Origin of the sequence: Pseudomonas sp. B21-010 (assembly GCF_024749325.1) — a bacterium.
GTDB classification, from domain to species: domain Bacteria; phylum Pseudomonadota; class Gammaproteobacteria; order Pseudomonadales; family Pseudomonadaceae; genus Aquipseudomonas; species Aquipseudomonas kilonensis.
In genome coordinates, this window is sequence record NZ_CP087198.1 from 6,003,634 (window position 1) to 6,017,193 (window position 13,560).

At 61.6% G+C, this 13,560-nt stretch carries 13 protein-coding genes and 1 riboswitch; of the genes, 7 read left to right on the top strand and 6 right to left on the bottom strand.

The window, feature by feature from the left end; all coding sequences use genetic code 11:
* Positions 1 to 10 precede the first annotated feature (10 nt).
* Positions 11 to 1,201, top strand: a complete 1,191-nt coding sequence (metK, locus tag LOY50_RS26805) for a methionine adenosyltransferase (RefSeq protein WP_258689595.1) — start codon at positions 11 to 13, stop codon at positions 1,199 to 1,201.
* Between the two features lie 254 nt (positions 1,202 to 1,455).
* Here the strand turns inward: metK and LOY50_RS26810 are convergent, their stop codons facing one another.
* Positions 1,456 to 2,076, bottom strand: coding sequence for a LysE family translocator (locus LOY50_RS26810; RefSeq protein WP_014340629.1), 621 nt, complete (start codon positions 2,074 to 2,076; stop codon positions 1,456 to 1,458).
* A 206-nt stretch (positions 2,077 to 2,282) separates the two neighbouring features.
* Here LOY50_RS26810 and ligB point away from each other — a divergent pair, with 206 nt between their 5' ends.
* The gene (gene ligB, locus LOY50_RS26815) at positions 2,283 to 3,956 is read left to right on the top strand and encodes an NAD-dependent DNA ligase LigB (RefSeq protein ID WP_258689596.1); all 1,674 of its coding nucleotides are present in this window, start codon (positions 2,283 to 2,285) and stop codon (positions 3,954 to 3,956) included.
* 90 nt (positions 3,957 to 4,046) lie between these two features.
* Positions 4,047 to 4,442, top strand: a complete 396-nt coding sequence (locus LOY50_RS26820) for a DUF1090 domain-containing protein (RefSeq protein ID WP_212797954.1) — start codon at positions 4,047 to 4,049, stop codon at positions 4,440 to 4,442.
* Between the two features lie 82 nt (positions 4,443 to 4,524).
* On the opposite strand, the gene LOY50_RS26825 is transcribed toward LOY50_RS26820, so the two are convergent.
* Entirely contained in the window at positions 4,525 to 4,974 is a 450-nt protein-coding gene (locus tag LOY50_RS26825; RefSeq protein ID WP_003206409.1) for a cytochrome c, read from the bottom strand.
* A 125-nt stretch (positions 4,975 to 5,099) separates the two neighbouring features.
* Here LOY50_RS26825 and LOY50_RS26830 point away from each other — a divergent pair, with 125 nt between their 5' ends.
* On the top strand, positions 5,100 to 6,287 hold the full coding sequence (locus LOY50_RS26830) for a murein transglycosylase A (protein WP_214509949.1): 1,188 nt from the start codon (positions 5,100 to 5,102) through the stop codon (positions 6,285 to 6,287).
* Between the two features lie 136 nt (positions 6,288 to 6,423).
* Here the strand turns inward: LOY50_RS26830 and LOY50_RS26835 are convergent, their stop codons facing one another.
* Together LOY50_RS26835 and LOY50_RS26840 are read right to left on the bottom strand one after the other, a co-directional pair.
* On the bottom strand, positions 6,424 to 6,807 hold the full coding sequence (locus LOY50_RS26835; protein WP_253470121.1) for an MAPEG family protein: 384 nt from the start codon (positions 6,805 to 6,807) through the stop codon (positions 6,424 to 6,426).
* A 52-nt stretch (positions 6,808 to 6,859) separates the two neighbouring features.
* Positions 6,860 to 7,693, bottom strand: coding sequence for an EamA family transporter (locus tag LOY50_RS26840; RefSeq protein WP_214509951.1), 834 nt, complete (start codon positions 7,691 to 7,693; stop codon positions 6,860 to 6,862).
* A 338-nt stretch (positions 7,694 to 8,031) separates the two neighbouring features.
* On the opposite strand from LOY50_RS26840, the gene LOY50_RS26845 reads away from it, so the two are divergent.
* A complete protein-coding gene (locus LOY50_RS26845) occupies positions 8,032 to 9,192 on the top strand; it encodes an MFS transporter (RefSeq protein ID WP_253470125.1) in 1,161 nt (386 codons plus the stop codon).
* A gap of 55 nt (positions 9,193 to 9,247) precedes the next feature.
* Here the strand turns inward: LOY50_RS26845 and LOY50_RS26850 are convergent, their stop codons facing one another.
* Both LOY50_RS26850 and LOY50_RS26855 read right to left on the bottom strand, forming a co-directional pair.
* Positions 9,248 to 10,129 (bottom strand): formate/nitrite transporter family protein, encoded by an 882-nt coding sequence (locus LOY50_RS26850; protein WP_253470127.1) that lies wholly within the window; start codon positions 10,127 to 10,129, stop codon positions 9,248 to 9,250.
* Between the two features lie 189 nt (positions 10,130 to 10,318).
* Positions 10,319 to 10,720 carry an acyl-CoA thioesterase gene (locus LOY50_RS26855; protein WP_057449563.1) on the bottom strand — a complete coding sequence of 134 codons (402 nt, stop codon included), beginning with the start codon at positions 10,718 to 10,720 and terminating at the stop codon, positions 10,319 to 10,321.
* Between the two features lie 192 nt (positions 10,721 to 10,912).
* A riboswitch (S-adenosyl-L-homocysteine riboswitch) is annotated at positions 10,913 to 11,020 on the top strand.
* A 23-nt stretch (positions 11,021 to 11,043) separates the two neighbouring features.
* On the opposite strand from LOY50_RS26855, the gene ahcY reads away from it, so the two are divergent.
* A complete protein-coding gene (ahcY, locus tag LOY50_RS26860; RefSeq protein ID WP_258689597.1) occupies positions 11,044 to 12,453 on the top strand; it encodes an adenosylhomocysteinase in 1,410 nt (469 codons plus the stop codon).
* 184 nt (positions 12,454 to 12,637) lie between these two features.
* Complete coding sequence (metF, locus tag LOY50_RS26865; RefSeq protein WP_018605035.1) at positions 12,638 to 13,483, top strand: methylenetetrahydrofolate reductase [NAD(P)H]; 846 nt, start codon at positions 12,638 to 12,640, stop codon at positions 13,481 to 13,483.
* The last annotated feature ends 77 nt before the right edge of the window (positions 13,484 to 13,560 follow it).

Consider the following 13,560-nt stretch of genomic DNA (forward strand, 5'->3'; position numbering starts at 1 on the left):
AAACATCGAGATGAGCGAATACTCCCTTTTCACCTCCGAGTCCGTGTCTGAAGGGCATCCGGACAAAATCGCCGACCAGATTTCTGATGCGGTGCTGGACGCCATCATTGCTGAAGACAAGTTCGCCCGCGTGGCGTGCGAGACTCTGGTGAAAACGGGCGTGGCGATCATCGCCGGCGAAGTCACTACTTCGGCCTGGGTCGACCTGGAACAGATCGTCCGCGACGTGATCCTGGGCATTGGCTACAACAGCTCCGACGTCGGCTTCGACGGCGCGACCTGCGGCGTGATGAACATCATCGGCAAGCAGTCCCCCGACATCAACCAAGGCGTTGACCGGGCCAAGCCGGAAGACCAGGGTGCCGGCGACCAGGGCCTGATGTTCGGCTACGCCAGCAACGAGACCGACGTGCTGATGCCGGCCCCGATCACCTTCTCGCACCAGTTGGTTCAACGCCAGGCCGAGGCCCGTAAATCCGGCCTGCTGCCTTGGCTGCGCCCGGACGCCAAGTCCCAGGTGACCTGCCGTTACGAAGGCGGCAAGGTGGTGGGTATCGATGCCGTCGTCCTGTCGACCCAGCACAACCCTGATGTGTCCTACAAAGACCTGCGCGAAGGCGTGATGGAACTGATCGTCAAGCACGTGCTGCCTGCCGAGTTGCTGTCCAAGGACACCCAGTTCCACATCAACCCGACTGGGCAGTTCATCATCGGCGGCCCGGTGGGCGACTGCGGCCTGACCGGTCGCAAGATCATCGTCGACAGCTACGGCGGCATGGCCCGTCATGGCGGCGGCGCGTTCTCCGGCAAGGACCCATCGAAGGTTGACCGTTCGGCGGCCTACGCCGGCCGCTATGTCGCCAAGAACATCGTCGCCGCCGGCCTGGCCGAGCGCTGCGAGATCCAGGTGTCCTACGCCATTGGCGTGGCCCAGCCTACGTCGATCTCGCTGAATACCTTCGGCACCGGCAAGATCGGCGATGACAAGATCATCAACCTGGTCCGTGAAGTGTTCGACCTGCGTCCATACGCCATCACCACCATGCTCGACCTGCTGCACCCGATGTACCAGGAGACCGCCGCCTATGGCCACTTCGGTCGTACGCCGCAGACCAAGACCGTGGGTGACGATACCTTCACCACCTTCACCTGGGAAAAAACCGACCGCGCCGACTCCCTGCGCGCCGCTGCCGGCCTGTAATACCGGCGGGTAAAGAAAAGCCCCTGGCGACTCGGTCGCCAGGGGCTTTTTCATGCCTTTGTGTTTTCATGCTTTTGTGGCGAGGGAGCTTGCTCCCGCTGGGCTCTGTAGGAGCTGCCGAAGGCTGCGATCTTTTGATCTTTCGCTTGAGACTCAAGTGTCCGGAGAAAGATCGCAGCCTCGTTGCACTCGACAGCTCCTACAACGCAACCCAGCGGGAGCAAGCTCCCTCGCCACTGGGCTGGTCATCGAATTCAAGCCCGCCGTGCCACCAGCAAAAACGAAGCCGCACTGGCGAGCAGCCCCGCACACATCCGATTGAACAGGCGCTTGCCACTAGGCCGGGCGAACAGCCGTCGCGCGTAAATGCCCATGTAGCAATACAAGCCGATGGCGATGCACTCCAGTGCCAGGAACAAACCACCCAGCACGGCGAATTGTTGAGTGACGGTGCCTGTACGGTCGACGAATTGCGGCAGGAACGCGGTAAACAACAGGATCGCCTTCGGATTGCCGATCGCCACCAGGAACTCCTGGCGCGCCAGGCCGGCCCGGCTCATCGACGCGACCGCGGCTTCACTGCCGGCCTCGGGCTGGGCCCGCCACAATTGCACCGCCAAATAGAACAGGTAACCGGCACCGACGAGCTTGATCCCCAGGAACAGCAACTCCGAGGTGTGCAGCACCGCGGTAAGCCCCACCGCTGCCAGGGCGATCATGATCGCAAATGCCAGCAATCGACCAATGCCGCCACTGCACGCCCGGACGAAGCCATAACGTGAGGCGTTACTGATGGACAGCAGGTTGTTCGGCCCCGGCGCCATGTTCAGCGCAAAGCAGGCCGGGATGAAAACAGCGAGCGTCGACAGTTCCATCGGGAGCATTCCAGGCAGCGGCGAATCGAAAGCCCATTCTGCGCCGGCCGTTGCCGAGGACAAGGCACAGTTGCGCGGCTAAATCGCCCCGCACTGTACCGCCGCGATTTTGCCACCAGGCTCCGCAAAATCCGGTAACGCTCCGGGCCTCGCAACTTCCGGGACGGTGGCTAGCCTTCAGTACTCAACCCAGCAAGGATGCTTCGATGCCACCGTTTTTGTATGCACTCGCCTGTCTTGTCTTCATTGCCATTCCTGCGCTCGCCGCGCCCTGTCCCGACTGGCCCGCTGAACGCGCCCGGGCCGAGATCGCCGCGCTGCAACAGCAAATCGACACCTGGGACGACAGCTATCACCGCCTCGGCCAATCGCTGGTGGCCGACGAACTGTATGATCAGTCCCGCGCACAGTTGGGCCAATGGCGCAGTTGCTTCAACCTCGCGGCGCCCGACGATCCCCTGGGCTCAGCGGGCGGAAAACTGCCGCACCCCGTCGTCCATACCGGCCTGGAAAAATTGAAGGATGCCGAGGCTGTGGGGACCTGGCTGCACGGTCGAGAGGACGTCTGGGTCCAGCCGAAGGTCGACGGCGTGGCGGTAACCCTGGTCTACCGCAAGGGTCACCTGCATCAGGCAATCAGCCGTGGCGATGGCGTCCAAGGGCACGACTGGACCACGAATGCGCGCAAGATCGCCGCCATCCCGCATCGACTCCGCCAGCCTGTGGACCTTGTCGTTCAGGGCGAGCTGTACTGGCGCCTGCTGGATCATGTCCAAGCCAACAATGGCAGTGTGAACGCCCGGGGCACCATGGCGGGTTTGATGGCACGCGGCAGCTTGACGGTGCACGATGGGATATATATCGGCCTGTTTGTCTGGGAGTGGCCTGACGGACCGGACACCCTGCCCGAGCGAATGGCCGCTCTGAGGGAGTTGGGTTTCGCCGACACCCTCGACTACAACCAACCTGTGCGGACATTGGCCGATGCCGAGCAGTGGCGCGATCACTGGTACCGCACACCGCTGCCATTCGCCAGCGACGGGATCGTCCTGCGCCAGAGCCGCCGCCCACCCGCCGACCGCTGGCAAGCCAGGGCGCCATTCTGGAGCGTCGCCTGGAAATACCCGTATGCCCAGGCGCTGGCCGAAGTGCGCAAGGTGCACTTCAAAGTCGGTCGTACCGGGCGCATCACGCCCGCACTGGAGCTTGAACGCATCCGGCTCGACGACCGGTGGATTCGCCGGGTAAGTGTCAGTTCCCTCCAGCGTTGGGAGGAGATGGACATTCGTCCCGGCGACCAGGTCGCCATCAGCCTGGCCGGGCTGACCATCCCACGGCTCGACAGCGTCGTGCTGCGCAGCGTCGAGCGGCAGGACCTCAACGCCCCTGCGCAAACCGATTACCACTTCTTGAGTTGCTGGCAACCGACAGCCGGCTGTGAAAGCCAGTTCCTCGCACGACTGGGCTGGCTCAGCGGCAAACAAGGGCTTGCCCTGCCCCACGTCGGCCCGGGCACCTGGGAAAAGCTGCTGGCCGCCGGACGACTCGACGGATTGCTGGATTGGATGACCCTCGATGCCGCCGAGCTTGCTAACATTGCCGGCTTCGGCGAACACAGCAGCACCCGCCTGCTCGCCAGCCTGCACAGCGCCCGGCAACGCCCTTTCGCGCAATGGCTCAAGGCCCTGGGCCTGCCGCCCGCTGGTGAGGCCCGGCTGGAAGGGCCGTGGCAGGTGCTGGCCGAGCGCAGCACCGAACAATGGCAAGCCGAGGCCGGCATCGGACCGGGACGCGCCGCGCAACTGAGCGCATTTTTTCGCGACCCGCAGGTGCTGGCCTTGAGTGACGTATTACGCACTGCCGGGGTCGACGGTTTTTAATCCGGGCCCTGTGCGGTTGAACCCAAGGGGCAAGCATGCGTTCCAACAGCGCATCTGTACCGACCGCTCGCGATTTTTTACGGAGTTGCTATGAATTTCCTGTCCCCCGTTGCCCTGCTGGTCTTATGCAGTGCCATGGCCGCCCCCTTGATGGCGGACGAGCAAACCCCGGAGCTCACCGGTTGCGCGGCCAAGCGCCAGGGCATCATCAACCAGATCGAACTGGCCAAGTCCCGTGGCAACCAGGACCAGCAGGCAGGCCTGGAAACCGCGTTGGACGAAGTCACCAGCCATTGCACCGATGCGTCCTTGCGCAAGGAGCGTGAAAACAAGGTGCTCGATGCCAAGCACGAGGTCAGTCGGCGTCAGGCCGACCTGGAAAAGGCCATGAAGAAAGGCGACGCCGAGCGGATCAACAAACGCAAGGACAAGCTGGCAACCTCCCGCAAGGAGCTGCAGGAAGCGGTGGACGAGCTGGACAAGTGAACCTTGAAAAGATCGCAGCCCCCTACAGGTTGAATACGATTCCCCGTAGGTGCTGGCAAAGCCTGCGATCTTTCAAGACATGTCAATGATCGCGAAACTCCTTATGACACGCACTGCACGCATCCTCGACCTTTTGCACCGCCGGCCCCAAGTAACTGGCCTTGTAGGGTTGGACGTTGCTGGCGGTCACCAACTCACCGGTGGCGGCTTCAAGGTTGCGGGCCATTTCCTGGAAACGCGCCTGCTTTTGCCAGACTTCATCCCGGGCGCTGGTGTGGTCTTGCTCGCGCACTTGCGGGAAGTGTTTCCATGGCTCATGAGAGAGTTGATCCAGTTGCGCCGCGCCTTCGGCAAATCGTGGACCATCGAACGGGACTCGCCCACGCAACATGCCGCCCAACTCTTCGTTGGTCTTGAGCATCTGCTTGAAGATCGCCTTGCGCTGGCCAAGGGGAGAATTGGGATCGACGCCACCACAGGCGGACAACATCAGGCAGGCCAGTACGGCCATGGAAAATCGTTTTACAAACATCTTGGCCTCGGGGCAGGAAACGGCAGTTAGTATCCTCGGGTCATCGGTAAAGACCAATGGCCCTATCAACAATACGGGTTGTTCGAGCGCCTGACAGCGTTCGAATGACTGCAAAGGAAATCTTCATGAACAGCTGCATCAAGACCTGGCACAAAGGCCTGGCATTGACCCTACCGCTGATCGCACTGTTGGCCGGTTGTAATCGCGGCGAAAAGGTCGAAGAACCTCAGACCCACGCCCTCGCCACCTATGTCAGCGCACCGTGGGAAGCGTTGCCGTCGGTGTCCGATGCAGACCTGCTGGCCGGTTTCGGCTCCTGGCGCAGTGCCTGCACCCGGCTCAAGGCCGATGCGACCTGGGGCCCGACCTGCGCGGCAGCGGCCAATGTGCCGCAAACCGCACAGGATGTACGCAATTTCCTGAAACAGAACCTGGACGTCTATGGCCTGCGCTCGGGAGACAACAGCCCCAACGGCCTGATTACCGGCTACTACGAGCCGGTCTACCCCGGCAGCCTCACCCAGACCGCCACGGCGAATATCCCGGTCTACGGTGTGCCGGAGGACATGATCATTGTGTCGCTGGACAGCATTTACCCTGAACTCAAGGGCAAACGCCTGCGTGGCCGCCTCGAAGGTCGAGTGCTCAAGCCCTACGACGACGCGGCCACCATCGAAACCAACGGCGTAAAGGCACCGGTCATCGCCTGGCTGACCGACCCCATGAACCTGCAATTCCTGCAAATCCAGGGTTCGGGACGCATTCGACTCGCCGATGGCCGCCAGCTGCGCATCGGTTATGCCGACCAGAACGGCCACCCTTACCGTCCCATCGGGCGCTGGCTGGTTGAACAGGGCGAACTGAAGAAAGAAGACGTGACCATGGGCGCCATCAGTGCCTGGGCCAAGGCCAACCCGAACCGTATTCCCGAATTGCTGGGCAGCAACCCCAGCTACGTATTCTTCAACCGTAACCCCGACAGCAACGAAGGCCCGCGAGGCTCGCTGAATGTACCGCTGACAGCCGGCTACAGCGTGGCGGTGGACCGCAAGGTGATTCCGCTGGGCAGCCTGCTCTGGCTATCCACCACCCGACCCGACGGCAGCACCTTGAACCGGCCCGTCGCCGCCCAGGACACTGGCGGTGCAATTGCCGGCGAAGTGCGGGCGGACCTGTTCTGGGGCACGGGCGAGGCGGCCGGGCAACTGGCCGGGGACATGAAGCAACAAGGGCAGATCTGGATGCTCTGGCCCAAGGGCATGGCGTTGCCGCAAGTGCCACAGGTGGCGAATGCGGTTACCGCCAATCCCTAGGATCCCAATCGCGAGCAAGCTCGCTCCCACTTTGGATCGGGTGTGTACACAAAATATGTATTCACCCAGATCAACTGTGGGAGCGAGCTTGCTCGCGAAGAGGCCCGCACAGACGCCAGAAATTCACCAGCCAGATTCAGACCGAAACAAAGAAGAAACTCAAGACCAACCCCACCCCCACGAACCACACCAGCGAACGCAGGATCGCCCAGTCAGCCAGATAGCAAATGATGTAGAGCAGGCGACTGGTGATGAACAGCACCGCCAGCACATTGATGGTCACCAGCTCGGCATTGCCGGCCAGGTGCGCGACGATCACCGCGGCGGCAAAAAACGGGCTGATTTCAAAGCTGTTCAGTTGCGCAGCGTATGCCCGCCGGGGAGCGCCTTCGAGTGTTTCCAGAAAGTCCCGAGGGTCGTGGTTATCTGCCAACCTGTATCGTCCACCAATCTTGGCAATGGCGATGCACAGATAAGGCAGGAGAAAGGCAATCAAAATACACCACAGGGCAACCGTCATTGACGCAGTTCCTTCTTTGAGTTTTATAGAAAATCGCGAGTTCGGGCGCCGGTCAGAACTTCATCACCAGCATGCCAACCAACACCAGCCCGCAGGCTAAGAGCCGCGGCAAGCCGAAAGGTTCTTTCAAGTAACGCATGCCGAACAGCACCACCAGGATCACGCTGATCTCCCGCAGCGCCGCCGCTTCGGCGATCGAGCCCAGTTGCATGGCCCACAGCACCAGAGCGTAGCTGAACAATACGCAGAATCCGACCGCCAACCCCAACCGCCACTGCTCACGCCAGAACCGCATGAAGGCCGGCCGCTTGCTCACCAGCGCCAGCAACGGGAACGGCCAGGCACTGAGCAGCGTGACCCAGACCAAGTAATCCAGCGGATGGGACCAGCGCCGCAGAGCGTGACCGTCGATAAAGGTGTAGCAACCGATGCACAGGCCGATCAGCGCCACCACCGGCAGCATCGACCAGGGCAGCCGCTCGCCACCACCGCCCTGCCACAACAGGCAAAGCATGCCGAACGGGATCAGCAAAATGCCGATGACCTGCTGGGTCGTCAGGGCTTCACCGGCGAACATAAATGTCAGCGCCAGCACCACCAGCGGCGACAGGCCGCGCATCAGCGGATAGACCAACCCCAGGTCACCGACCCGATACGCCTGGATCAGCAAATAGCGATAGAGCAACTCGAACGCCGCCGACGCCAGGATCCACGGCCAGATCTCCAACGGCGGCAAGGCCACGAAACCCAGTGCCAACGCGACGAACAGCAAGGCGACGCTGTCCATGCATGCCACCACCAGCAAGCGCTCGCCACTGAACTTGATCAGCGTATTCCATGCCGCATGCAACAGCGCCGCGACCAACACCAAGGCCGTTGCAAGCACGGCACGCTCCTTGTCTTGTCCCCCGCCCCGTAGGAGCCGTAGGAGCCGTAGGAGCTGTCGAGTGCAACGAGGCTGCGATCTTTTGATCTTTCACTCCAGACTCAATTGTCGGTGGAAAGATCGCAGCCTCGTTTGCACTCGACAGCTCCTACAGCTCCTACGCTCGGTAAGGCTCATGAACTGATTCGCTATCGTTTATACTGCAAACCGACCACGCCGCACTCAGTTGCGCATACACCTATTCCAATAATCTCACTGTTGCCCCGCTCATTCGAATGGGGGCGCCGGCATGCGTATGCCTGATCAGAGCGTCAAGACTACAGACAGAGACCTTGCGCATGCCACTCGCCTTGCTTGCTTTGGCCGTCGCCGCTTTCGGCATCGGCACGACTGAATTCGTCATCATGGGCCTGTTACCCGATGTCGCCCGTGACCTGGCCGTGAGCATTCCCCAGGCCGGGCTGCTGATCACTGGCTACGCCCTGGGCGTGGTGTTCGGCGCGCCGATCCTGGCGATTGGCACCGCCAACATGCCGCGCAAGGCCACGCTGCTGGGCATGACCCTGATGTTCATCCTCGGCAACGTGCTCTGCGCCCTGGCGCCGAACTACGCCACGCTGATGGCCGCCCGGGTCATTACTGCACTGTGCCACGGAGCGTTCTTTGGCATCGGTTCGGTGGTGGCGGCCGGGTTGGTGGCGCCGAACAAACGGGCCCAGGCGATTGCCATGATGTTCACCGGCCTGACCCTGGCAAACGTGCTGGGCGTACCGTTGGGCACGGCTTTGGGGCAATTCGCCGGTTGGCGTTCGACGTTCTGGGCGGTATCGGTGATCGGCGTGATCGCCGCCATCGCCCAATGGGTCTGGCTGCCCAGGGAAATCCCCATGGAGAGGGCCAACCTGGCCAGCGAATTCAAGGTGCTGGGCAAGGTCAACGTGTTGCTGGCCCTGGGCATGAGCGTACTGGCCTCCACCAGTTTGTTCAGCGTGTTCACCTACATCGCGCCGATCCTGCAGGACATCACCGGTGTCAGCCCCCACGGCATCACCGTCATGCTGCTGTTGTTCGGTGTCGGCCTGACAGCGGGCAGTTTCCTCGGCGGGCGCCTGGCGGACCGGCGCCTGCTGCCTGCGCTGGTGGGCATGGCCCTGGCCGTGGTGCTGGTGCTGGCCGCGTTCAGCCAGACCAGCCAGTCGGTGATTCCGGCGGCGATCACCCTGGTGCTGTGGGGGATCTTCGCCTTCGCCCTGTGCCCGATCCTGCAACTGCTGATCATCGACCAGGCCCACGAAGCACCGAACCTCGGCTCCACACTCAACCAGAGTGCATTCAACCTGGGCAACGCGGCCGGGGCCTGGATGGGTGGGTTGGTGGTGGCCAGTGGTGCCGACCTGGCGGATTTGCCATGGACCGGAGCAGCGGTCGGCGGCCTCACGGTATTGACCGCCTTGTTCTTCATTCATCGCCAACGACGCTTGGCCGCAGTCGCTGTTTGAAGGCCTGGGCAATCAACCCTGCCCGTGAGCGGGGCGCCTGGTAACAGGTTCGCGCCTACTCCGAGTCGCTGCGCCGTGCTGGCGTAGCGGATGATTTATCCTTGGGCAGGCCGACTTCGCTGCGAATCTGCGCATGGCTGATCAACGCAAAGATAAAACTCCCGCCAACGATATTGCCTGCCAACGTCGGCCCGGCGAACACCATCCAGAAGTCCTCCCAGGACAACTGGCCAGCGAACACCAGGTAGGACACCTCGGCCGAACCGACGACGATGTGGGTGAAATCCCCGAGCGCCATGAGGTAGGTGATCAGAATGATGATCCACATCTTGGCGCTTTCCATGGACGGGATCATCCAGACCATGGTGGCGATCATCCAGCCGGAAATGATGCCCTTGGCGAACATCTGGCCGGTGTCGTTTTCCATGACCTTGCGGCCGATCTCCAGGAAAGCCTGGTCGGTGCGCTGATCGAAGATCGGCAAGTGCAACATCACGTAGGCCACCAGCAAGGTGCCGCACAGGTTGCCCACCAGCACCACGCCCCAGAGCCGCAACAGCCGGCCGAAGTTGCCCAGCGTGGGTTTGCTCATGATCGGCAGCACGGCGGTCAGGGTGTTTTCGGTGAACAGTTGCTGGCGGGCCAGGATCACCGCGAGAAAGCCGGCGCAGTAACCGAAACTGGCGATCACCTTGAAGCCTTCGTGGTCCGGCAGCCGGGAGTTGAGCAACCCCATCGCCATCAGCGACAGGCCCATGGTCAAACCCGCCGCCAGGGCCGACCACCAGAGCGCGGCGATACTGCGCTCCAGCTCCTGATTGCCCTGGGTGCGGATGATTTCGTGCAGCACCGCAGCCCGCGGTGGCTGGTTGCGGTCGACTTCGTGCTGTTCCTGGGCTGAAAGGTCAGGGGTCTTGCCTTCTTCATGGGTGTCCATACAGCTCCTGAACCGGTGGCGTGATGTACCTACGACACGCGGCGATCAGCGCTGTTCAGTTACCTCAGCCTCAAACCGCTATCGCGAGCAAGCTCGCTCCCACAGGGGGACGGCGGTGAACACAAATCCCGTGATCACCCCGAAATCAATGTGGGAGCGAGCTTGCTCGCGATAGCAGCGCCGCCGATCTCACTCGACGACAGCATCCTTGAACTGATCCTTGACGTATGTGATCTCGGTCCGCCCGTGAGGCGCGGGCAGGCCGTCTTCGCCGAGGTTGACGAAGACCATCTTCTCCACGGTCAGGATGCTCTTGCGGGTGATTTTGTTGCGCACCTCGCAGGTCAGGGTAATGGAAGTACGGCCAAACTCGGTGGCGGTGATGCCCAACTCGATGATGTCGCCCTGGCGCGAAGCGCTGACGAAATTGATTTCCGAGATGTACTTGGTGACGACGCGCTGGTTACCCAGCTGGACGATGGCGTAGATCGCCGCCTCCTCGTCGATCCAGCGCAACAGGCTGCCGCCGAACAGCGTGCCGTTGGGATTGAGGTCTTCGGGCTTGACCCATTTGCGGGTGTGGAAATTCATGATCACTCCTGAGTGTCTGGCCGTTGGATTGCTGCATCATGGCAGACCGCACGGTCAGGCTCTACGTCGCGGCCCCTATAACGGTCATCGACAATTTCGATTTGCCGACAGAAACCCTTTTGGAAGATCCGATTAGCCCGTTATAATCGCCACCGCTTTACCTCGGTCCACCCTTTGGACCGTTCCCGCCACCTGTCCGAGGGGCGCTGCAGCAGGCTCGACCTGTCAGGCTCGGATGGGGCGTTGTTTGTACGGGGGCTCCCCGCACGGACACTAAACGCACAACGGCGCCCATTCGCATACATTACGAATGGAGACTCTTCATGAGCGCTGTTATCACGCCTGCCGATTTTACCGACTACAAAGTCGCCGACATGTCCCTGGCTGCCTGGGGCCGTCGCGAAATCATCATCGCCGAATCCGAAATGCCAGCCCTGATGGGCCTGCGCCGCAAGTACTCTGGCGAACAGCCATTGAAGGGCGCAAAAATCCTCGGCTGCATCCACATGACCATCCAGACCGCCGTGCTGATCGAAACCCTGGTTGCCCTGGGTGCCGAAGTGCGCTGGTCGTCCTGCAACATCTTCTCGACCCAGGACCAGGCCGCGGCCGCCATCGCCGCCGCCGGCATCCCGGTATTCGCCTGGAAAGGCGAGACCGAGCAAGAGTACGAGTGGTGCCTGGAGCAGACCATCCTCAAGGATGGCCAGCCGTGGGACACCAACATGATCCTCGACGACGGCGGCGACCTGACCGAGCTGCTGCACAAAAAGTACGCAGCCGTGCTGGAAAACGTCCACGGCGTGACCGAAGAGACCACCACTGGCGTGCATCGCCTGCTGGACATGCTGGCCAAGGGCGAACTGAAGATCCCGGCCATCAACGTCAACGACTCGGTGACCAAGAGCAAGAACGACAACAAGTACGGCTGCCGTCACAGCCTCAACGACGCCATCAAGCGCGGCACCGACCACCTGTTGTCGGGCAAGCAGGCACTGGTGATCGGCTACGGCGACGTGGGCAAGGGCTCGGCCCAGTCCCTGCGTCAGGAAGGCATGATCGTCAAGGTGTCCGAAGTCGATCCGATCTGCGCCATGCAGGCCTGCATGGACGGTTTCGAACTGGTTTCGCCGTTCATCGACGGGATCAACGACGGCACCGAAGCTAGCATCGACAAGGCTCTGCTGGGCAAGATCGACCTGATCGTGACCACCACCGGCAACGTCAACGTCTGCGATGCCAACATGCTCAAGGCCCTGAAGAAGCGCGCCGTGGTCTGCAACATCGGCCACTTCGACAATGAAATCGACACCGCTTTCATGCGCAAGAACTGGGCATGGGAAGAAGTGAAGCCGCAGGTCCACAAGGTGCATCGCACCGGCACTGGCAGCTTCGATCCACAGAACGACGACTACCTGATCCTGCTGGCTGAAGGCCGCCTGGTTAACCTGGGCAACGCCACCGGCCACCCAAGCCGCATCATGGACGGCTCGTTCGCCAACCAGGTCCTGGCCCAGATCTTCCTGTTCGGCCAGAAATACGCCGACCTGTCGCCAGCCCAGAAAGCCGAGCGCCTGACCGTGGAAGTACTGCCCAAGAAACTCGACGAAGAAGTGGCCCTGGAAATGGTCCGCGGTTTCGGCGGCGTGGTCACCAAACTGACCAAGCAACAGGCTGAGTACATCGGCGTCACCGTCGAAGGCCCGTTCAAGCCGCACGCTTACCGCTACTGATCGGCGCTGCTCCCCCTGCGGGAGCGGGCTCTCTTGTGGGAGCGAGCTTGCTCGCGATGCAGACACCTCGACTCAGCTGTCAGACCGAGGCAATGCCAATCGCGAGCAAGCTCGCTCCCACACAAGCCCGCCTCTCAAGGCTTGTGCAGGCCTCTCCGGCTTACGAGTTTCCAAGGATATGACCATGTCCCAAGACCGTCGCTACAGCTTCGAGTTCTTCCCGACGAAGACCGATGCTGGGCATGAAAAACTGATCGCCACTGCCCGTCAGTTGGCCAGCTACAACCCCGACTTCTTCTCCTGCACCTATGGCGCCGGCGGCTCGACCCGTGACCGCACCCTGAACACCGTGTTGCAGCTTGAAAGCGAAGTCAAAGTCCCGGCCGCCCCTCACCTGTCTTGCGTGGGTGACAGCAAGGACGACCTGCGAAGCCTGCTGACCCAGTACAAGGCCGCCGGCATCAAGCGCATCGTTGCCCTGCGCGGCGACCTGCCGTCAGGCATGGGCATGGCCAGCGGCGAGCTGCGCCACGCCAACGAACTGGTAGAGTTCATTCGTGAAGAAACCGGCGATCACTTCCACATCGAAGTGGCTGCGTATCCGGAAATGCACCCACAGGCGCGCAATTTCGAAGACGATCTGCGCAACTTCGTGCGCAAGGCCAACGCTGGCGCCAGCAGCGCGATCACCCAGTACTTCTTCAACGCCGACAGTTATTTCTACTTCGTCGAGCGCATACGCCAGTTGGGCGTCGACATTCCTGTGGTGCCGGGGATCATGCCGATCACCAACTACAGCAAGCTGGCGCGCTTCTCCGACGCGTGCGGTGCAGAAATCCCACGCTGGATCCGCAAGCAGTTGGAAGCCTACGGCGACGACTCCTCCAGCATCCAAAGCTTTGGCGAGGAAGTCATCACGCAAATGTGTGAGCGTTTGTTACAAGGTGGTGCACCGGGGCTGCATTTCTATACCCTTAACCAGGCCGAACCCAGCCTCGCGGTATGGAACAACCTCAAGCTGCCGCGCTGAATGACTTAATGCGGTGGTACAAAGAGGCCTTGGCGAAAACCAAGGCCTTTTTTTTAAGCAAGGAAATCCGGAGGATT